Source organism: Pseudonocardia sp. Cha107L01 (genome assembly GCF_052566575.1).
Genome location: NZ_CP199579.1, coordinates 7,909,155 through 7,928,530 on the forward strand (window position 1 = coordinate 7,909,155; position 19,376 = coordinate 7,928,530).

General features: G+C 69.5%; 18 protein-coding genes. 8 read left to right on the forward strand and 10 right to left on the reverse strand.

Features of this window, described 5'->3' with window-relative positions; translation table 11 throughout:
- Position 1: 1 nt before the first annotated feature.
- From ACTXG6_RS37395 to ACTXG6_RS37425, 7 genes are all read left to right on the forward strand, one after another.
- Positions 2–1,054 (forward strand): amidohydrolase family protein, encoded by a 1,053-nt coding sequence (locus ACTXG6_RS37395; RefSeq protein ID WP_445184039.1) that lies wholly within the window; start codon positions 2–4, stop codon positions 1,052–1,054.
- Positions 1,051–1,785: an iron-sulfur cluster assembly protein gene (locus ACTXG6_RS37400; RefSeq protein ID WP_445184040.1), complete on the forward strand. Its 735-nt coding sequence runs from the start codon at positions 1,051–1,053 to the stop codon at positions 1,783–1,785. Before ACTXG6_RS37395 ends, ACTXG6_RS37400 begins: the two co-directional genes overlap by 4 nt.
- On the forward strand, positions 1,782–2,807 hold the full coding sequence (locus tag ACTXG6_RS37405; protein ID WP_445184041.1) for an NAD(P)-dependent alcohol dehydrogenase: 1,026 nt from the start codon (positions 1,782–1,784) through the stop codon (positions 2,805–2,807). Before ACTXG6_RS37400 ends, ACTXG6_RS37405 begins: the two co-directional genes overlap by 4 nt.
- Before the next feature lie 99 nt (positions 2,808–2,906).
- Entirely contained in the window at positions 2,907–4,553 is a 1,647-nt protein-coding gene (gene groL / locus ACTXG6_RS37410) for a chaperonin GroEL (protein ID WP_445184042.1), read from the forward strand.
- A 177-nt stretch (positions 4,554–4,730) separates the two neighbouring features.
- Positions 4,731–6,056: an NtaA/DmoA family FMN-dependent monooxygenase gene (locus ACTXG6_RS37415; protein WP_445184043.1), complete on the forward strand. Its 1,326-nt coding sequence runs from the start codon at positions 4,731–4,733 to the stop codon at positions 6,054–6,056.
- A 548-nt stretch (positions 6,057–6,604) separates the two neighbouring features.
- Positions 6,605–7,219 carry a hypothetical protein gene (locus tag ACTXG6_RS37420; RefSeq protein WP_445184044.1) on the forward strand — a complete coding sequence of 205 codons (615 nt, stop codon included), beginning with the start codon at positions 6,605–6,607 and terminating at the stop codon, positions 7,217–7,219.
- 240 nt (positions 7,220–7,459) lie between these two features.
- On the forward strand, positions 7,460–8,239 hold the full coding sequence (locus tag ACTXG6_RS37425; protein ID WP_445184045.1) for a hypothetical protein: 780 nt from the start codon (positions 7,460–7,462) through the stop codon (positions 8,237–8,239).
- A gap of 28 nt (positions 8,240–8,267) precedes the next feature.
- Here the strand turns inward: ACTXG6_RS37425 and ACTXG6_RS37430 are convergent, their stop codons facing one another.
- From ACTXG6_RS37430 to ACTXG6_RS37465, 8 genes are all read right to left on the reverse strand, one after another.
- A complete protein-coding gene (locus tag ACTXG6_RS37430) occupies positions 8,268–9,731 on the reverse strand; it encodes a cytosine permease (RefSeq protein WP_445190209.1) in 1,464 nt (487 codons plus the stop codon).
- 159 nt (positions 9,732–9,890) lie between these two features.
- On the reverse strand, positions 9,891–11,264 hold the full coding sequence (locus ACTXG6_RS37435) for an amidohydrolase family protein (RefSeq protein ID WP_445190210.1): 1,374 nt from the start codon (positions 11,262–11,264) through the stop codon (positions 9,891–9,893).
- Positions 11,265–11,639: 375 nt separating this feature from the next.
- Positions 11,640–12,308: a helix-turn-helix domain-containing protein gene (locus ACTXG6_RS37440; RefSeq protein WP_445184046.1), complete on the reverse strand. Its 669-nt coding sequence runs from the start codon at positions 12,306–12,308 to the stop codon at positions 11,640–11,642.
- Between the two features lie 173 nt (positions 12,309–12,481).
- Positions 12,482–13,405 carry an NADP-dependent oxidoreductase gene (locus ACTXG6_RS37445; protein ID WP_445184047.1) on the reverse strand — a complete coding sequence of 308 codons (924 nt, stop codon included), beginning with the start codon at positions 13,403–13,405 and terminating at the stop codon, positions 12,482–12,484.
- 49 nt (positions 13,406–13,454) lie between these two features.
- The gene (locus ACTXG6_RS37450; RefSeq protein ID WP_445184048.1) at positions 13,455–14,279 is read right to left on the reverse strand and encodes an SDR family NAD(P)-dependent oxidoreductase; all 825 of its coding nucleotides are present in this window, start codon (positions 14,277–14,279) and stop codon (positions 13,455–13,457) included.
- A gap of 4 nt (positions 14,280–14,283) precedes the next feature.
- The gene (locus tag ACTXG6_RS37455) at positions 14,284–15,351 is read right to left on the reverse strand and encodes a TIGR03857 family LLM class F420-dependent oxidoreductase (protein ID WP_445184049.1); all 1,068 of its coding nucleotides are present in this window, start codon (positions 15,349–15,351) and stop codon (positions 14,284–14,286) included.
- On the reverse strand, positions 15,348–15,731 hold the full coding sequence (locus tag ACTXG6_RS37460) for a nuclear transport factor 2 family protein (protein ID WP_445184050.1): 384 nt from the start codon (positions 15,729–15,731) through the stop codon (positions 15,348–15,350). The genes ACTXG6_RS37455 and ACTXG6_RS37460 overlap by 4 nt, the downstream gene beginning before the upstream one ends.
- Positions 15,728–16,813: a phosphotransferase gene (locus tag ACTXG6_RS37465; protein WP_445184051.1), complete on the reverse strand. Its 1,086-nt coding sequence runs from the start codon at positions 16,811–16,813 to the stop codon at positions 15,728–15,730. Before ACTXG6_RS37465 ends, ACTXG6_RS37460 begins: the two co-directional genes overlap by 4 nt.
- Before the next feature lie 81 nt (positions 16,814–16,894).
- Between ACTXG6_RS37465 and ACTXG6_RS37470 the strand changes: the two genes are divergently transcribed.
- Positions 16,895–17,551 (forward strand): TetR/AcrR family transcriptional regulator, encoded by a 657-nt coding sequence (locus ACTXG6_RS37470; protein ID WP_445184052.1) that lies wholly within the window; start codon positions 16,895–16,897, stop codon positions 17,549–17,551.
- 124 nt (positions 17,552–17,675) lie between these two features.
- On the opposite strand, the gene ACTXG6_RS37475 is transcribed toward ACTXG6_RS37470, so the two are convergent.
- Positions 17,676–18,092, reverse strand: coding sequence for a YciI family protein (locus ACTXG6_RS37475; RefSeq protein WP_445184053.1), 417 nt, complete (start codon positions 18,090–18,092; stop codon positions 17,676–17,678).
- Between the two features lie 52 nt (positions 18,093–18,144).
- A complete protein-coding gene (locus ACTXG6_RS37480; RefSeq protein WP_445184054.1) occupies positions 18,145–19,356 on the reverse strand; it encodes a DUF3500 domain-containing protein in 1,212 nt (403 codons plus the stop codon).
- Positions 19,357–19,376 lie beyond the last annotated feature (20 nt).

Consider the following 19,376-nt stretch of genomic DNA (forward strand, 5'->3'; position numbering starts at 1 on the left):
CATGTACCACAAAGACGGCGAGCAATACTTCGTGGTGGACAGCCACATCCATTTCTGGGATGGCGGCCCCTCGAACCAGAAGAACCGGTACGGCGAGGGGTTCACCGGCTGCTTCTACGACTACCACCGCAACCTCAGCCCGAGCGAGTACGTCTGGTCGTTGGAGAAGTTCGGCAGCTACACCGAGCAGGACCTGGTGCACGACCTGTTCACCGAGGGGTACGTGGACAAGGCCATCTTCCAGCCCACCTACCTCACCGACTTCTACATCAACGGGTTCAACACCACCGAGCGCAACGGCGCTGTGGTGGAGAACCACCCCGGCAAGTTCATCGTCAACGGAGCGTTCGACCCCCGTGACGGCGAGGGCGGCCTGGAGGAGCTCGAGCGACTGGCCGCCCGATGGGGTCTCAAGGGCGTCAAGCTCTACACGGCGGAGTGGAAGGGCGAGTCGAAGGGCTACAAGCTGACCGACCCGTGGAGCTACCGCTACCTGGAGAAGTGCGAGCAGCTCGGAATCCGCAACATCCACATCCACAAGGGCCCGACGATCTACCCGCTCAACCGCGACGCGTTCGATGTCGCCGATGTCGACGACGTGGCCACCGCATTCCCGAACCTCAACTTCATCGTCGAGCATGTCGGGCTGCCCCGGCTCGAGGACTTCTGCTGGATCGCCACCCAGGAGCCGAACGTCTACGGCGGGCTGGCCGTTGTGATGCCGTTCATCCAGTCCCGGCCGCGCTACTTCGCCAAGGTCATCGGTGAGCTGCTGTACTGGCTCGACGAGAACCGGCTGACCTTCGCCAGCGACTACGCCATCTGGCAGCCCAAATGGCTGGTGGAGAAGTTCGTCGACTTCCAGATCCCCGAGGACATGCAGTCCGAGTACGGGGTGCTCACCACCGACATCAAGAAGAAGATCCTCGGGCTGAACGCGGCGAGGCTGTACGACATCGAAGTTCCGGCTGGTGCCAGATCAGAGGCCACCGCGTCGACAAACGGCGAGGCACCGGCCGTGGCGATCGGCTCGGCAACCCGGATGTCGATATGACCACCGCGAGCGAGCGCCTCGAGTCCGGTGTGCTGCACGATCTGGCCTGGCGGGCACTGGGTCAGGTCCGCGACCCGGAGCTGGACGAGCCGATCACCGACCTCGGCTTCGTCCGCGAGCTAACCGTCTTCAACACCGACGTGGGCGGCCCCGGCAGCGGGCTGAGCGCGCGGCTGCGGCTGCCCACCTACTTCTGCGCGCCGAACTTCGCCTACCTGATGGTCGCCGACACCCGGGACGCGCTGCGGGAGCTGCCCGGCGTCGTCGAGGTCCAGGTGCGGCTGGAGGACCACTTCGCCGCCGAGGAGATCAATGCCGGGGTGGCCTCGGACGCCGGGTTCGCCGGCTCCTTCCCCGGCGAGACCACCGACGAGCTGCACGAGCTGCGCCGGACCTTCCAGCGCAAGGCGCACTTCGCCTGCCTGGACCGGGTGTGTCGGCACCTCATCAACCAGGGGTGGGACATCGAGGCGTTGGCCGACGTGCGGCTGCGGGAGGTTCCCGAGTCGGCGGGGCGCGAGGGGCTGTTACGCCGGCGACGCGATCTCGGACTGCCCGCCGGAGGAGACGACCTGGTCCTGGTCGACGACCAGGGCCAACCGGTCCCGACCCGGGAGCGGGCCAAGACGCTGCGCTTCGCCCAGGCCGTCCGGGTCAGCCTGGAGGGGAACTCCGCGTTCTGCCGAGGCCTGCTGGGCACCCGGTACGGAGATCAGGAGGGCCCGCGATGAGGGCGGTTCAGCTCAGCAAGTACGACCAGAGGCCCGAGCTGGTCGAGGTGCCCGAGCCGCAGGTCTCCGGCCCGCTGGACGTGATCGTGCAAATCGGTGGCGCCGGGGTGTGCCGGACCGACCTGCACATCATCGAAGGACAGTGGGAGCAGAAGTCCGGGGTGGCCCTGCCGTACACCATCGGACACGAGAACGCCGGCTGGGTGCAGGCGGTCGGCGACGCGGTGACCAACGTCGCGGTCGGCGATCCGGTGATCCTGCACCCGCTGGTGACCTGCGGGCTGTGCGGGGCGTGCCGGGACGGCGACGACGTGCACTGCGCGAACTCCGCGTTTCCCGGTATCGATACCGACGGCGGCTACGCCGAGCTGCTCCGCACGAACGCACGCTCGGTCGTCAAGCTCGACCCGTCACTGGAACCGGCGGAGGTGGCGGCGCTGGCCGACGCGGGCCTCACCGCCATCCACGCGGTCCGCAAGGCCGCCGCGACGCTACGCCCTTCGCAGAAGGTCGTGGTGATCGGCGCGGGCGGGCTCGGGCACATCGGCATCCAGGTGCTGCGGGCGCTGTCGCCGGCCGAGATCATCGTGATCGACCGCTCCCGGGACGCGCTCGAACTTGCCGAGCAACTCGGCGCCCACCACGTCGTGGAGGCGAACGGCACCCAGGTCGAGGCCGTCAAGGACCTCACCGGCGGGCACGGGGCCGAAGCGGTCCTGGACTTCGTCGGCGAAGGTGGGGCCGTCGAGGACGGGGTCGCCATGCTGCGCCGGGCGGGCAACTACTACGTGATCGGCTACGGCGGGCGCATCGATGTGCCGACCATCGATGTGATCTCCACCGAAATCAACTTCATCGGCAACCTGGTCGGCTCCTACGCCGATCTGTCCGAGCTGATGGTGCTGGCCGCGCGCGGCCTAGTCACCCTGCACACCGCCCGCTACCCGCTCGAGGAGTTCGGTGCCGCGCTGCACGACCTCGAGCAAGGCACGGTCCGGGGACGGGCGATTCTCGTCCCCTGACCCGCGTTGCGCCGGGTCCCGCTGGCCGGGGTTCGGGACCCGGCGCCCCCGCACTGACACTCACCGCTTCCACACACTCGACGACGAGAAGGATCAGCCATGGCCAAGGACCTGCGGTTCAACATCGAAGCGCGCCGACTGCTGCAGACCGGCGTGGACACACTCGCCGACGCGGTCAAAGTGACGCTCGGCCCGAAGGGCCGCAACGCCGTGATCGAAAAGCTCACCGGGCCGCCCACGATCACCAATGACGGCGTCACAATCGCCCGGGAGATCCAGCTGCGCGACCCGTTCGCGAACATGGGCGCACAGCTGGTGAAAGAGGTCGCGAACAAGACCAACGGGGTGGCAGGCGACGGCACCACAACCGCGACCGTGCTGGCCCAGGCGCTGGTCCGCGAAGGCCTGCTCGCGGTCGACCGAGGCGCGAACCCGATGGCGCTGCGCCGAGGCATCGAGACCGCCGTCGAGGCCATCGTCGAGGCGTTGCGCGACAGCGCGCGCCAGATCCACGGCGAGGCGGAGCTGGCCAGGGTGGCGACCCTGGCCGCCAATGACGAGAAGATCGGCCGCGCCATCGCCACCGCCGTGGCCCGGGTGGGCGCGGACGGCGTGGTCACCGTGGAGGAGTCGCCGTCCTTCGGCCTCGACGTGCATTTCGTCGATGGGCTCGTTCTGGACCACGGCTATATCTCGCCGTACATGGTTACCGACACCGAGCGCATGGAGACGGTGTTCGCCGACCCGTACATCCTGCTGACCAACGAGAAGATCTCCCGGGTACAGGACCTCATGCCGGTGCTGGAGAAGGTCCGGCCGACCGGGCAGCCGCTGGTCGTCGTGGCCGAGAACGTCGACGGGGCCGCGCTGGGCATGCTGGTCGCCAACAACGTGCACGAGACGTTCCGTTCCGTCGTGGTCCGGGCGCCCGGCTTCGGCCACCGCCGGCTCGCCCAGCTCACCGACATCGCCACCGTCCTCGGCGGCAAGGTGATCACCGGGGACGCCGGCCTGAGCCTGCGGAACGTCCAGCTCGACCAGCTCGGCCGGTGCGGCAGGATCACCGTCACCGAGAACGACACCACCATCATCGACGGCGCCGGGACCACAGAGGCGGTGTCCCAGCGCATCGAGCAGCTCAAACGCGAGTTCGAGCGCGCCCAGAACGAGCACGACCAGGACTCCCTCCAGGAGCGCATCGCACGGCTGTCCGGGAGCGTCGCGGTCATCGAGGTGGGCGCCGCTACCGGTGTCGAGCTCAAGGAGAAGCAGCACCGCGTGGAGGACTCGCTGTCCGCGACCCGCGCCGCCCTCGACGAGGGCGTCGTTGCCGGGGGCGGCACCGCCCTCCTGCAGGCCCGCGGTGCGCTCGACAGCCTCGCGCTCGACGGGGACGCCGCCGAAGGCGCCGAGATCGTCCGTAGGTCCCTCGGCGAGCCGCTGCGCTGGATCGCCATCAACGCCGGATACGACGGCGCCCCGGTGCTTGAGACGGTGCGGGAACTGCCGGCCGGCCACGGCTTCAACGCCGCCACCGGAAGCTACGGCGACCTGTTCGACGACGGCGTCATCGACCCGCTGAAGGTCGCCCGATCGGCGCTGCGCAGCGCCGCCTCGATTGCGGCCCTGCTGCTCACAACCGAGACGCTGCTGGTCGAGGAGGTGCTGCACAACCCGGGTGCCATTGTCGATCCGGAGCTCGGAGACCTTGCCGAGGGAATGGTGCGGCCGTCCAACATCTACTGAGTGCAGTGCCAACCGTCGAGTAGGTGAATCCGCGCGGGGAGTTGCACCCGGCTTGCCACGGAATTCCGGCGGTCCGCACCGGGTTGGTTCGGGCATGAGCGTTCAGAAGACGGAGCTCGGCCTCGACGGGCCGGTCGGCGGCCACCTCGCCACTCCACGAGACGGGAACCGCCGCTAATGTCCGGGCGCCCGCTGCATTTCACGGCATTCATCTGGCCCAACGGCTACCACGAGTCGGCGTGGCGAGTCGTCGACGACGACGTGCGCGAGGTCCTGCGGCTGTCCTACTACACCGAGATCGGCCGGATCGCCGAACGCGGTCTCTTGGACTCGATCTTCCTGGCCGACAACATCGCGATTCCGGAGTATCGCGTCACTCACCTGCCGCAGACCCAGTTCGACCCGGTCGTCGTCCTGTCCGCGCTGACGGCGGTGACCGACCGAATCGGGTTGATCGGGACCGGATCCACGACCTACAGCAAGCCCTGGGACCTGGCCCGCCGCTTCGCCACGCTGGATCACCTCAGTGGCGGCCGCGCGGGCTGGAACATCGTCACCACGACCACGCCGCTGGTAGCCGCCAACTTCGGCGAACACAGCCACCCCGAGCACGCCGACCGGTACGCGCAGGCCCACGAGTTCGTCGACGTCGTGCAGCAGGTCTGGGACGGCTGGGACGACGACGCGGTCGTGGGTGACCGCGGCCGGGGCATCTGGGGCGACCGGGCCAAGCTGCACGCGCCCCACTTCCGGGGCGACCACTACGAGGTGGAGGGGATCCTGCCGTTCCCGCGTTCGCCGCAGGGCCGGCCGGTGCTCGTACAGGCCGGGCAGTCCTCGGCCGGGATCGGGCTGGCCGCCCGCTACGCCGACCTGGTCTTCTCCGGTCCTCCGTCGCCTCAGGCCGCGGTCGACCATCGCACCCAGCTGCGCGCTCGAGCGGCCGCGGCCGGCCGCGACCCCGATCACGTACTGGTACTCCCGGCTCTCATGGTGACCCTCGGCGGTACCGAGGCCGAGGCACGGGCGAAAGCACGCCATCTCGACGAGCTACGCAGCCCGGAGTTCCGGTGGCAGAACCTGCTCTACATGACCGGCCACCATCCCGACGAGTTCGACCCGGACGTTCCCCTGCCCGCCAAGCTCTACACCGGCGAACGGCTGCCGACCAGCGGCGCGCAGCGGTTGTACGCGGCGGCGCGGGAGCAGCCGGACCTGCCCTTGCGGGAGCTGGCCCGTCAGCTGGCACAGGGCCCGACCCAGAACCACTTCGTCGGAACGCCCGAGCAGTTGGCCGACCACGTGATCGCCTGGCAGGACGCGGGCGCGGCCGACGGGTTCACGATCATGGGTTCGACGCTTCCGGGAGAACTCAGCACGTTCGTCGACCATGTCGTGCCGATCCTGCAGGCCCGGGGTCGCTTCCGCACCGGGTACGCCGGCGAGACGTTGCGTGATCACCTCGGCCTCGAGCGTCCGGCCGCGCACCGAGCGACCAACTGACGAACAGACAGCCAGCCGGTTTTCCCGTCAGCGAGGTTGCTGCCGATCGAGCTGACCACCCTCGGCGTGGGCCCGTGCCTGGTCATCGGTGCCCTGCTCCGCCCTGTTCTCCCCCGGCCGGGCGCGACACGATGACGCTGGTCAGGAGGCCCCCGCCGCCAGGCTCGACGCGCCGGCCCGCCGACCGGGCCGCTGAGAGCCGACAGTCGAGAGTCGACAGGAGCCCCCATGACCGGTGGACCGGTGGACCCCGCCCGACGCGCGCACTACGACGGCGCCGCGTTCCGGACCCGGGCCGTGCACGCCGGCCAGTGGGCACCTACGCGGTGGCGGCCGCGGTCACGGACCGCACGGCGCTGGTGTGGGTCGAGACGCCGTCCAACCCGACGGCGGGGTGCTGGTGCCGCTGGAGTCCACCATCATCGGCGACTGGTACTACCCGTGGTACCGGGCGAAGATGGACATCGACTGACCAGCCCGCGCTCTGTCCGTCGCCACCGGGCGGGGGTGCCTCAGGGGCGCGGAGGGTGACCACTAAGCTGCTCGGCGTGACAGCCGTCACCCGACCCGCTCCCGATGCGGCCCTGTCGCGTCGGTCGCCGTTGGTGCTGACGAGCGCGTCGGTGGTGCTCGGGGTCGTGGCCCACGTGCTGGGCGGCGGTGGCGCCGCTGTCGACTGCGTACCGCTGCTGGTGGCCGCGGCGCTCGGCGTGCTGACGACGTTCGCCGCTCAGCGGGTCGCGGGTTTCACCTACCGTGGCGCACCCGTCGCCGTGGCGATGCTCGGCGTCGGCCAACTGGGGATCCACCTGGCGCTCAGCGCGTCGCTGAACTCCCATTTCGAGGCGGTCCCGGAACACGCCTCACTGGGGCTGCTCTCCGTGCTCGGCCTTCGCTGCGGCCTGCTCGCCGCGCACGCCGCGGCCACCGCGGTGCTGGTGGTGCTGCTCTTCGGCGCCCACCGGTCCGCCGAGTCGGCGCTCCACCTGTTCTCGCATGCACGTCGGTGCGCCCTGCGCATCGTGCTCGCACCGCCACGTTCCGACGGGCGGATCACGGCTGTCGTGGCCGCACCGGATCGGGTGCCTGCCTTCGTGGCGCAACAGTGGCGGCCGGGAGAGGCCACGTCACGCCGCGGCCCACCGCCGGCGTTCGCTCAGTAGTCAGCGCTTCCGGGTAACTCGTACGCCGCCGCGCTCCACACCTCCTGCCGCCGGACCACCGGCGCTGGCACAGGTCAGCCGTCGACGCCCCAGGCGGGCGTCGGTGGGGCCGATCGCGCACGTCGTGCCCGCGACCTCTCCGGCACGACGACGTCCACGGAACAGGTCGGCCGCTCCGGATCCGCGAGCCTCTCCCGCCGATCCGACTCCCCCACTCCCTCTGCTCACCAAGGACCTCTCATGATCAGTTCAACCGTCACCGATCCCACCGTTGACCGGGATCTGCCACCCCAGGCCGATCAACCCGGATCGCAGCCCGCCACAGCCCGTTTTCTCGACGGCTCTCGGGAGCTGGTGGATGAGCTGCGCTCCCGCCTCGCCAGCCATGACGCCGCCTCGGCACGCCGCCGCGAGAGCCTCGCCGCCGAGCTCGCCCGGCAGGAGTCGCTCTGGGCGGCCAAGGAAGAAACCCGGCTCCGGCTGCTCGCCGTCGCCGAGGAGGAGTACGAGACTGCCCGTCAAGCGCACGAAGCGCTAGCCGCGACCGCCGGCAACGCTGCCGAGGAGCTCTATGCGGTGAGCTGTCGCGCCGCGGCCCTGTTCAAAGCAGCCGTCCGGGCCGAGAGGGCGAGACGTGACGCCGTCCCCGCACTCGAGGCGGCCCACCGAAAGGTTCGCAACCTCGCGGGGGACACCTCAGATCCGTTGAACGTCACCCTCTACGAGTTCGACTTCAGCTCGCACGACCCGAGATTTGGTATCTCGCAGACCGCACTGGAGGTGTTCCCCGAGCTCAGACGCGAGCTGGCGCAGCTTCGCTCGTTCCAGCACGTCCCTACCGAGCGGGCGCGCGACATCGGTCAGTACGCGGCCGCGAACGGAAGTGCCCCCTCGACGCCCTGCGGTCCGCCGGCTGAGGCACCAGCCGGGGCGGACCAGCTCGACATCATCTTCCGCAGGTCGCAGGCAAAGCGGGAGCGGGACGACGAGACCCAGCAGGAGCCGCCTCGACGGCCGTGACCCGATGAGGTGCGACCGCTCCCCGAGATCACGCGGGCGCCGGCTCTACGGCCGGCAGACCGAGGAGGACCTGCTTGGCGCGGTAGGAAGACAGGACACGCGCCAGGAGCATGGCCGTCAGGTAGATGACGATGGTGGTCACCCACGCCTCCACGGAGGGGATTCCGATGTTGGTCTTCCCGAAGCCCGACGTTCCGGGAATGAGGCCACCGGTGATGGCTCCGACCACAAGCCCGGCGAGGATCGCCACGATCCCGCCCACATTTCCTGGTGAGGCCGCCGCCCAGGACGTTACGGCTCTGGATACGCCGTCTTGTCCGGCGGGCCGGCGGCAACCCGACAGCCGTTCCAGGAGGAACACGTCTATCGCCATGACGATGGTCGCGCACGGGAGGAATACCGCGCACATATTGGCCACGATGAAGAAGTTGTCCTGCAGTGAGGACGATTGCTCCATGAATGCGGCGACCGCCGCGCCGAGGACACCGAGTACGAGGATGGTCTCGATACGCCGCCGGCCACGCAGGAAGTTCTGCACGGCGTTGACCGCCTCGTAGAGATTGGCGTCGTTTACCGCGACCACGTTGATGGTGAATACCACGACGGCCAGCGCGGTGAGTCCGAACAGCGAGAACTGGGTGAAGAATTGCATCGTGGCACCCAGGGTCGAGGCGCTGGAGAGCTCGGCCATGAGGTAGCCGGCCGCGGGGAACACCAGCATCCCCAGCCCGTAGCCGACCACCAGCGGCATGATGTTGCGGCCGCGGTCGCGGCGGGCGTATCGGAACAGGTCGGGCTCGTTGCCGTACACGGCCACGCCAACCAGAAGTCCGACCGTGAGGAGGATGCCCTGGGTCGGCGGGACGTGCGGAGCGGCGAACAGGTTGGGTCCCACGGTAAAGGCGAGGGCCTTGATGATGGTGTACGCGCCCCACACAAGCAGAACGGGAGCCGCCAAGCGGGCGTAGCCGGAAACGCTGCGGAACCCGAGCAGGTTGTTCGTGATCATCACGATGGCGAACAACACGCAGAAGAGCTGCAGATGGGTGAGGCCGACCAGGCCGTTGAGGAGTTGCGCCAGGAATACCGCCTGGAACCCGTACCACCCCAACCCGGTCAGGACGAGAAGCACGGACGCCAGGGCACTCCCGGACTTTCCGAGAACCCCCCTTGCCAGTACCGAGTGCGGCTGGCCCGTGATGGTCCCCACGTTGGTCGCCAACAACCCGTAGCCGGCCATGACGACGACGGCAATCAGCGAGGCCCGCAACAGATCACCCAGCGACATGCCTTCGGAACGGGCCAGGTACCCGGTGTACATGTTGGAGACGGTCGCCTGGCACGTCACCCACAGCAGGGTCATCTTCAGCGATCCATCGCGCCGGGACTCCGGTACGACCTCTTCCAGCAAGTCCGACGACTCGAGCTTCGGCCGCTGGCCCGGTGACCCGGTTCCGGATTTCTCGGTCCGCGTCTGCACTGTTGGTGCCATCTTCACGGTGACTCCTGGTTTGATATGCGCGAATGGCCAGGACTATTTCGATTTGCCGTCAAGCCGGGAATTCCGCTTCAATGATGTCCAGAATGTGCTTGGCGATCCGCTCGGCCAGCAGCTCCACGAATCCGGCGTTCTCGAGATGCCGCTGCCCGGTCAGAGGTTGTTCCATGACGCCCTCTCCTTCGTGATTTCCCGCCATTCCCGCCACGGCGAGCTGGTGTAGAAGCGGGCCACAGCGGCCTCGAGCGCCGCGGCGGCGGATTGGCGGTCCCGTTGCCCGGGGCCGACTCGGCCGGCCAAAAATCCGCGTAGTTCCGACCGCATCGCGGAATCGTCGACCTTGGTCGCCCGACCTGCGGCGAAGACGAGTTCGCCGGCGACATACACCTGCCGCACCGCGGCTGGGCGTGCCCGTCGGACGACCGCATCGATCCGTTCGGCCGCGGGGTCCAGGTACGTCCCAGTGATCGACTCCCAGTCCAGCACCAGGAAGTCCGCGGCATAGCCCGGTTGCAGACGGCCGATGCGCCCGGCAAACGGTGTGCTGGCCGCCGAGCCATCCAGCGCCATGTCCAAGGCCTGGGTCGCCGTGGTGCGCGCGGTGGTGTCCTGACCGGGTGCCTGCGCCAGCGCCCAGGCCAACCGGATCTCACTGAACATGTCGCGGTCGTCGGCCAGACCTGCCTCGTCGATCCCGAGTGCCAGCCGGACGCCGTTTGCCCGCAATCGCGCCGTTGGTGCCAGGCCGCTGCGCAGGCGCAGGTTGCTCCCTGGGTTGTGGCAGACGATGGTGCCGCTGGCCGCCAGCAGGTCGATGTCCGCGTCGTCGATCCACACGGCGTGACCGAGGGTTAGCCGAGAGGACAGCAGCCCACGTTCGCGCAGGTACCCCACCGCGGTGCGACCGCCTGACAACTGGGCGGCGTAGACCTCCTGGTAAGGCGTTTCGGACAGGTGCATGTGCATACCGACGTTGTCGCGCTCGGAGATCTCGGCCGCGGCCAGTAGCAGTTCATCGCTGCACCAGTGCAGGTTCGCCGGCGCGAGTTGGATGGCGATGCGGCCGTCGGCGGCCCCGTGCCACTTTTCGCGTAGTCGCGTGTAGCTCGAGGCCAGTTGCTCCTCGGAGGATTCATAGCGAGCGGGCATCACCATGCGCACCGTCGCCTGCTCGTCCGGGGAGAGCGAAGCGATGAACTGCTCGTCGTCGGAGTACACGAAACGGTTCTGGTCCGTCAGCCCCCGGGAGTAGGAGACCCTCATGCCGACGTCGGCGTACGCCCGCAGCACGGCCGTGTCGGCCGCCTCATACTGCTCAGGATCGCCGCGTAGGCGCCCGTTGAGGTGTTGGACAGTGGTCACGCCGCCCGCGAGGAGGTCCACGGCGCCGCACGCGGTGTCGAGGTAGGGATCCACCTCCGGTGGCCCGTGCCTGCGGGCAATCCACAGTTCGAGCGAGTCATCGGGCACCCCGAGCTGAGTGGGGGTGAGTCCGACGTGGTGGTGGGCGTTGACCAGTCCGGGCATGACCAGCGAGGTGGTGGCGTCGATCTCGACCACGTCACCGTCGAGTTCGGGCAGATCCGCACGCGGTCCCGCGTACCGCACCGTCGCGTCCTGGATGACGAGTGCGCCGTCGCTGATCAGGTCGGACGTGTCCTGGTGTGAACCTGTGAGAAGCCTTCCCGCGAAAACCACGGTCGTGGCCGTCACCCGACACCACCGGCTCGGGCAGTGTGGAAGTGCCTTGTCGCTAAGCCTCGCTGCATGACAACACTTCAGCGGCTGTTCATGCCACCCCTGTTAAGTGGTGTAAAGCTCGTGTTAAGCAACCGACACGAGGGCAGTGATCGACAGCCTCGCCCAGGCGGTCCCGGTCCGTTCAGCTGGTCACACCGCTGTTCAGGGGCCGGGGCTGCTGACGAACACACATACGAGCTCGGCGGTCTCCTCCCAGGGATTGGACAGGCGGTGTGGTGTCGTGGCGGGAAAAGTAAGAGTGTCGCCCGGCTTCAACTCGTACCGCTCTGTGCCGACCTCGATGACCAGGCGGCCGGCGGCAAGGTAGTTGAACTCGTGGCCGGCGTGGCGGACGAACTCCTCGCCGGGCGGCGAGGTCGCTCCGGGTTCGTAGGTGAGGAGCAGGCAGTTCGCCCCGGGCAGGGCGTGGCCGCTGAGCACCCTGAACCGCTCGCCCCCTTGGAGATCCACGACTTGCTGGGCTTCGCGGCGGATCAACTCCACCGGCTGGCGCAGATGTGCCACCAGGCCATTGCGGACGACATCCCCGTGGCCGACCGGCGGCGGGAACGGGCCGGCCGCGACGGGCAACCCTGTCCCGTCCAGGCTCGTCGCCCCCGCGGAGAGATCGGTGAGCCGCACCCCGAGTTGGCGGGCGATCTCATAGGCGGTCTTGACCGTAGGGCGAGTCTTGCCCGTCTCGATCTGCGACAACGCGCTGGCACTGATGCCCGCACGCCGTGCCAGTTCGCGCAGGGATACATTCTGCCCCTCGCGCACCACGCGGATGGTGTGACCAAGATCGGCGACAACAGCGTTCGCCGAGGTCACCTGGCGGTCCGTCATGGCGCGGAGTCTATCGAGCCGCCGCTCACCAGAACCGTGGCGCGCACCGCGGACCCCATCCGCGCGGCCCGCGTGTTAAGTAACGTACAGTCGCCCTTAACACCTCCCGACTTGCAGCGCCCCGCGAACATGTTGTCGTCGGTGTCCGGACCCTCGGCTCACGGCACCAGCACGATCCGCCCGCGCAGGCCGCCTCGGGCGAGCTGGGCGTGGGCTTCCGCGGCTTCCGCGAGGGGGTAAATCCGCGCAACGCGTGGGGTCAGCAGACCGACCTCGGCGAGCGCGGAGAGGTAGGCCAGCCGGGCCGCGTCGGGGCTGGCGGCGATGTTCCGCACCACGACGCCCCGCCGCGGTCGCGGCAGCACGTCGACCCGCACGCTCACGAAGATGCCGCCGTCGCGCACAGCCGCCAGCGCGGGCTCGCCCAACGCGGCCGCGTCGAGCACGCCGTCCACGCCCAGTGGCACGAACCGGTGCACCGTCTCACTCAGCTCCTCCTCGCGCGAGACGAACCAGGTGGCGCCGTGGCCGCGGAGGAACCCCTCATCCTCCGGCCGGCCCTGCGCGACAACCCGCACACCCCGCGTTCTGGCCAACTCCACCGCATAGCCACCGACAGCCCCACCGGCGCCGGTGACCAGCAGGGTGTCGCGGGGACGCAGCGGGAGCTGATCCAGGGCCTGTGCGGCCGTCATCGCGTTGAGCGGGATCGTCGCCGCGAGCGTCAGGTCCATCCCCTCAGGAGCAACGGCGATGGAGTTGAGGGGGACAACCAGGTACTCGGCCTGAGCCTTTGTCGGGCGCAGGGCCCCGGAGTCGAACGCGATCACCGGTGTGCCGACCTCCAGCAGAGCACCCAGGCCGACCGCGTCGATCGTCCCCGCCGCATCCAAACCCAGACCGGCGTGCTCCATCTCCTCCAGCGGCCCGAAGACCCCGGCCCACACCGCGGCGTCCGCGGGATTGAGCGCGGCGGCCGCGACCTTGATACGGACCTGGAAGGGACCAGGTTCCGGGAGGGGGACCTCCACGATCTCGACCGCCTCCGGTCCCCCAACCTTCTTGACGACTGCTGCGCGCATCGACGTGCCTCTCTTCTGTTCCCAGCGTGTTGGTGATGGCGAGGGTGTTTCAGCGGTAGAGCGACGTCGACCGGGGCTCGGCGGCCGGGGGCGTGGTGAGGCCACGGGCGAGCAGCCAGGTCATGCGGCGGGGCACGTCGGCGAGCAGCGACGCCGGCGACAGCCGCCTCGGCAGCCGCACCGACCAGCGGTTCTCCCGGACGGCGTCGAGTACCGCAGCGGTGATCTCCGCCGAGTTGAGCTGCCGGTTGAGCCGCAGCCGGTACATGCGCTCGAACATGCCCGCCAGCGCCGGCTCGGTGCGGCCGTGCGCCATCATGTCGGTGCCGGCGATCTCGCCGAGCTCCACGCGGGTCACGCCGACCGGGGTGTCCTTGAGCTCGAACTGCAGGTTGACGGCGTGGTGGCTGAGGAACGCCTTGGTCGAGGCGTAGGTGGCGAGCATCGGCGGCACGACGATCCCCGCGAACGAGGACACATGGACCACGTGGCCTCGGCCCCTGCGGAGCATGCCCGGCAGGGCCTGGCGGGTCAGCTCGGCCGGCGCCAGCGCGTTGAGCCTGACCATGAACTCCAGCGTGTCGGCGCTCAGCTCCGTGAAGCGCCCGATGCCCTCGTCGGCGGCGTTGTTGACCAGGATGTCGACCGGCCCGTCGGCCTCGACCCGCGCGAGCAGGCCGCGCACGGCCGCGCGGTCGGCCAGGTCGCACGGGTAGGCGCGGCCGCCGGTGAGCCCGGCCAGCTCGGCCAGCGCGTCCGCGTTGCGGGCGACCAGCGCGACGTCGGCGCCGGCGGTGGCGAAGCCAAGGGCCAGGTCGCGGCCGAGGCCACGGCTCGCTCCGGTGATCAGGACCCGCGTGCCGGTGATCTCCATCTGGCTAGTCCCGACCAGCCGAGGTGGGGATGGGCTCGGCGGCGCGGTAGGCGCCGAGGATGGGTTCGAGCTCGTCGGGTGTCGCGCCGTGCAGGATCACCCGGTCCGCGCCCAGTTCGAACTCACGGCGGACCCGGGCGGCGCACTGCTCGGGCGAGCCGGTCGCCGACGGCTCCAGCCACTCGTCGGGCAGCAGCTCCGCGACGTGCGCGATCTGCTTCGCGGTCGCCTTGCCGTCGATGGGCTCGGCGAAGGACGCGACGAGCGGATCGGCCCGGAAGCGCTCGAGCACGGCCGGGTCCCAGCGGTTGGTCCGGACCATGAGGTCGCCGTAGTACTGCAGGTAGGTCGCGAGCCGGGCGACGGATTTCTTCAGCCGCAGCTCCTCGGGCAGGTGGTCGCCGATGGTGGCGAAGCACGACCACACCCGCACATCGTCGGGGTTGCGTCCGGCCCGCACGGCGGCGTCCTTGACCGTCGTCACCGCGCGCCGCAGCGTCTCCTGGGTGAAGTAGGTGTGCAGGATGACGTCGTCGAACACCCGGCCACCGAGCGCGAGGCTGTTCGGGCCGAAGGCGACCAGCGCGAGTGGGATGTCCTCGTCGAAGTCCGAGTCCAGCCGCAGGGCACGGTAGCTGCCGGCCGGCCCGTCGTGCCCGACGACGGTCTCGCCCCGCCAGAGCCGGCGCATCAGGTGGGCCCAGTCCTCCATCTGCGCGGTGGTGACCGGCGGCAGCCCGAACGCCTCGTAGAGGGCGGCCACGCCGCGGCCGATGCCCAGCGTGAACCGCCCGCCGGAGAGCCGGTGCATCGTGGTCGCCCAGGATGCGGAGATCAGCGGATGGCGCGTGTTGTGGTTCGTCGCCGCCGTGGCGATGTGCATCCGGGAGGTCACCGCACAGGCCGCCCCGGTCAGCGATGCCGCCTCCTTGACGTTCCAGCGCTCGGAGATGAAGCCGGTGCCCAGGCCCAGCTCCTCGCCGCGGCGGGCCTCCCGGAGCAGGTCGGCGGGGCCCTCCGGGGCGCCGGCGAGCAGGTAGAAGCCGAGCTCGTCGAACCGCTGCGCGCTCATCGCCAGTATCCGTTCTGGTGGGTGTTGTTCCATACGTCGGTGATCCGGCCGTCGACCACGCGGAAGACCTCGATGCTCGCGATCGCGCCGGCGGCGCCGCCAGGACCGGCCGTCTCGGCCTGGTAGACGATGGCGACGTGCTCGCCGTCGTCACCGGCGACGACGACCGGCAGCTCGAACCGGAGGCGCTCGACGCTCGCGCACAGCCGCTCCACCCGCTGCCGGGCCTGTCCCCGGGTCAGCGTGACGACCTCCTCCACGCCATGCCGGGTGACCTCGTCGGCGAGCAGCTCATCGGCCAGCGCGAAGTCGCGCTGGTTCCAGACGACGAGGTTGTACAGCTCGACGACCTCGCGCGCGGTACGCACCGGGGCGGTCACGAGAACACCGCCAGCGCGTCGATCTCCTCGATCGCCGCGATGCCTCGCTCGATCAGGCACAGGCACAGCTCACGTGCCCGGGCGGGCAGCAGCTCCCAACCGCGCACCGCGATCACCGGGAAGAGCAGGAAGAACGCCACCGCGAACCGGTAGTGCCGCCACGCCTGGTCGAAGCCGTAGTCGCGCACGCCGCCCTCGGCCAGCCGCTCGACGTACCCGCGCAGCAGCTCCTCGTCGTGGCCACCCCGTTCCGCCGTCGTCAGGCCCTGGCTGACGAGGTAACCGATGTCGACCGGCCCCGCCGCCAGCGAGGCGAGCTGGAAGTCGACCACGGCGAGCTGTCCGTCGCGGAAGAACAGGTTGTCGGCGCGGATGTCACCGTGGACCAGGCAACGGCGCTCGGTCAGCGCGCCGAGCGCGGTCGCCGTGTGCTCGCCGAAGCGCTCCGCGAAGCCGGCCACCGCCGCCGGGACCGGGGTTGGCGCCTGCTCGCGGTACACCCGCCAGCCCTCGGCGAACAGGACCGGGAACACCTGGCGGGTCACCCGGTCGTCCAGGCTCGGGAAGTCCCGCAGCAGGTCGGCGTTGGCCGGACGTGCCGACCAGGCGTGCAGGTCGGCCAGCTGCGCGATGCACTGCCGGGCGCGTGCCACCGAGAGCCCGGCCAGGTGGTCGGCGTTCTCCCAGTCGCCCAGATCCTCCAGGACCAGGATGAAGTCGCTCGACGCCTCGGCCATTCGCGCCGCGTAGACCCGAGGCGTGCCCAACGGGGCCCGGCCGGCGACCCGCTCGTAGAACGTCACCTCCCGCCGGTAGCCACCGACCAGGTCCATCGCCTCGCGGACGGCCGTGCCCGTCGGCATCTTGACCACGACGCTGGCCGGCACGCCGTCGTCGCCGGTCAGGCGCAGCCGGTAGAGCTCGGACGAGAAGCCGGTCTCCAGCGCGATCCGCCGCACCTCCACCGTGGCGACCCGCGCGCCCGGCCCGATCACCCCGCTCTCCCGCAACGCGGCCGTGAGCCACCGCCCGTCCACCGCTGCGATCGTCGCGGGCAGCGGAACCGTCGACAACGCCGTCACAGGTCCTCCGTGCACATATTTGACAGCAGACAACTAGATGAACAGCCAAGTTAGTTGTCGATCGTCTAATATGTCAACACTATGGCCACCACACGTACCCGCCGGACCCAGGCCGAGCGACTCGAGCTCTCCGGCCGACGGCTGCTGGCCGCGTCGGCGGAGCTGATCGCCGAGAAGGGGTGGGAGGCGACGACCGCCGCCGAGATCGGGCGCCGGGCCGGGTACAGCCGGGCGATGGTGCACGCCCGCTACGGCAGCAAGGACGCGCTGCTCGACACCCTGCTGCGGACCGAGTACGAGCAGCGGCTCGACCCACCCGCCGATGCGGCGGTCACCGGGCTGAAGCGCGCGCTCACACCGTTCGACCGGCTCGGCGAACTCTTCGCGGAGGATCCGGCGTTCCTGGAGTCGATGTTCGTGCTCAGCTTCGAGGCGGTCAAGCGCGGCTCTCCCCTGCGGCCCCGGATCACCGCCTGGATGGAACGGATCGCCGGCACGGTGGAACAGGGTCTCCGCTCGGGCATCGACGACGGCTCCGTCCGGCCCGATGTCGAGATCTCCACCGCCGTCGCCGACGTCGTGGCCGTCGGCGTGGGCCTCGCCTACGGCTGGATCGTGCTACCGGACCGCTTCGACCTCGCGGCCGAGCTCGACCGGACCCGCGCCCGCATCGCGCGCGACTACGGCGTCCCCGCGCCGCTCCACGGCGCACCGCAACGGTCACCTCGGGGCCGATAGCTCTGTTCCGAGGTGGCGACTGGTCAGCCGCCGAGGGGCGATGCCGTGGTCACGGGTCAGCGCGGGAACGTCGCGGTTCTCGCGGAACCAGCGCAGACCGAACACCGCCTGTCGGCCTCATCGGTCATGGGACCAGCCGCGGTGCCGCCCCGGAGAAGAACAGCCGAACGGAAACACTGCCCTCGTTGACCAGCCACGGCATGATCCGGAACCGGCGGGCGCCGGCCACGTGCATGGGATCGGCACCGGCGATCTCCCGGGCTCGCTCCAGCGAAGGCGCCCGGTAGACGAACGCGCCTGAGCCGTCCCAGGACTGCCCGTCCTCGCCAGCGAGCGGGCCGGCAACGAAGAGCACCCCTTCGGATTCCAGCCGCATCTGATAGGCCAGGTGCGGCTCCCGGTTGGCCAGCACCGCGGCCGGGCCGTTCGTCGCCTCGGACAGGACAAGGTAGAGCTGGTGCCCGGGTAGGCCCTTGCCGCGGATGTCCGCCGTGAGTTCCTGCCATGACACCGATTCCTCGCCGGGAGTCAGCTTGGACATGGGTCGATTCCTCCTGAGTGGACTATGGGAGACAGCGCCCGTTCCCGCTCCCTCAGTGGAATCGGGCGTAGTGCTGGCGCAGGAGGTCCTTGCCATAGTCATTGCCGTTGGGTGTGCGCACCACGGTGTGGACGTGGTACTGCTTGGGCTCGTCGTTATCCAGGAAGATCCCGGAATGGTTGTCGTACTCGACGATCAGCACCGGACTGTGGATCTTGTAGTAGCAGGGTTCCGATTCGCCCCAGCCGCCGATCCAGGCGAAATGGGTGTCGTCGAGATGGCGCCGAACCTGCTCGAGCCTGGCTTCCATCGGGCCGGAGGGCAAGGCAGCGAGATACGGCCGGATCAGGTTCACCAGCAGTTCGCGCTGCCCAGGCGACAGTCGGTCGCCCGCGATCCCCTCGTACGGGAGGATCAGATTGTCTTGTCCCGCGCCGGCCCTGGTTCGGCCGTCCGCCGCTCCGCTGAGCGCGGGGGGCAGATCGGCCGACCGGATCGACGGGTACAAGAGCGCGGCGTCCCGCTGGGCCGGGGCAATTGACGTCATCAGTTCGACGCCGGCCCTGATGTGGTCGGCGAACAATTGCTCTCCGTCGAACTCGGTGCCGACGAAGCTCGGCGTGAGCACGATCTGGCGCCCGAGGATAAGGCAGTTGACGTCCAGGTGGTGACCCATCAGCTGCCATCCCCATGGTTCGTCCCGCGATGGCGTGCCGAACAGGGTGAACCAGTACTTCCATTCAGTGAGCGTGTCCGGATAGCTGGCGCAGAGCTCGCCGAGTCGGCCGTTGAGTTGCATGGCATCGCGCACCAGCCCGTGCCCGGCCGCGCTGAGCGTCGCGGCGATTACCGCGAGCGCGGCCGCCCGCTGGCGCTCGGTCAATTCCTCCAGCAGCAGGCCGTGCGACGGGAAGGTAAGGAACGCGTTGATCCACAACCGCCATTCCGGCCCGTCGATCGCCGCGCTGGCCGCCGGACGCTGGCCCGCGTGCAATCCGTCCAGGTAGGCCCGCGCCGCGTGCACGACGCCGTCGACGTCGAATCCCTCGTCAGCGATGGTGAACAGGCCGGGCACGACCGTGCCGTCGGTGGTGATTCCAGCGAACGGCTCGGCGGCCCGCTGCCACACCGGGGCCAGTTTGGCTTCGCCGACGATCGCGGACAGCGCGGCGATGCCGGCCGCGTCGACTGGATCGAAGCTGCCGTTTCGGAACGGCAGGTGATGCGGCCTGGGCCGCGCGCTCTGATAGCGCATCCCACTCATCAAACGCACTCTTTCCACTC

Excerpts from the sequence above, each read along its gene's own strand:
- ACTXG6_RS37395 (WP_445184039.1), top strand. The coding sequence starts at position 2 with ATGTACCACAAAGACGGCGAGCAATACTTCGTGGTGGACAGCCACATC.
- ACTXG6_RS37400 (WP_445184040.1), top strand. The coding sequence starts at position 1,051 with ATGACCACCGCGAGCGAGCGCCTCGAGTCCGGTGTGCTGCACGATCTG.
- ACTXG6_RS37405 (WP_445184041.1), top strand. The coding sequence starts at position 1,782 with ATGAGGGCGGTTCAGCTCAGCAAGTACGACCAGAGGCCCGAGCTGGTC.
- groL (WP_445184042.1), top strand. The coding sequence starts at position 2,907 with ATGGCCAAGGACCTGCGGTTCAACATCGAAGCGCGCCGACTGCTGCAG.
- ACTXG6_RS37415 (WP_445184043.1), top strand. The coding sequence starts at position 4,731 with ATGTCCGGGCGCCCGCTGCATTTCACGGCATTCATCTGGCCCAACGGC.
- ACTXG6_RS37425 (WP_445184045.1), top strand. The coding sequence starts at position 7,460 with ATGATCAGTTCAACCGTCACCGATCCCACCGTTGACCGGGATCTGCCA.
- ACTXG6_RS37430 (WP_445190209.1), bottom strand. The coding sequence starts at position 9,731 with ATGGCACCAACAGTGCAGACGCGGACCGAGAAATCCGGAACCGGGTCA.
- ACTXG6_RS37435 (WP_445190210.1), bottom strand. The coding sequence starts at position 11,264 with ATGCCCGGACTGGTCAACGCCCACCACCACGTCGGACTCACCCCCACT.
- ACTXG6_RS37445 (WP_445184047.1), bottom strand. The coding sequence starts at position 13,405 with ATGCGCGCAGCAGTCGTCAAGAAGGTTGGGGGACCGGAGGCGGTCGAG.
- ACTXG6_RS37450 (WP_445184048.1), bottom strand. The coding sequence starts at position 14,279 with ATGGAGATCACCGGCACGCGGGTCCTGATCACCGGAGCGAGCCGTGGC.
- ACTXG6_RS37455 (WP_445184049.1), bottom strand. The coding sequence starts at position 15,351 with ATGAGCGCGCAGCGGTTCGACGAGCTCGGCTTCTACCTGCTCGCCGGC.
- ACTXG6_RS37470 (WP_445184052.1), top strand. The coding sequence starts at position 16,895 with ATGGCCACCACACGTACCCGCCGGACCCAGGCCGAGCGACTCGAGCTC.
- ACTXG6_RS37475 (WP_445184053.1), bottom strand. The coding sequence starts at position 18,092 with ATGTCCAAGCTGACTCCCGGCGAGGAATCGGTGTCATGGCAGGAACTC.
- ACTXG6_RS37480 (WP_445184054.1), bottom strand. The coding sequence starts at position 19,356 with ATGAGTGGGATGCGCTATCAGAGCGCGCGGCCCAGGCCGCATCACCTG.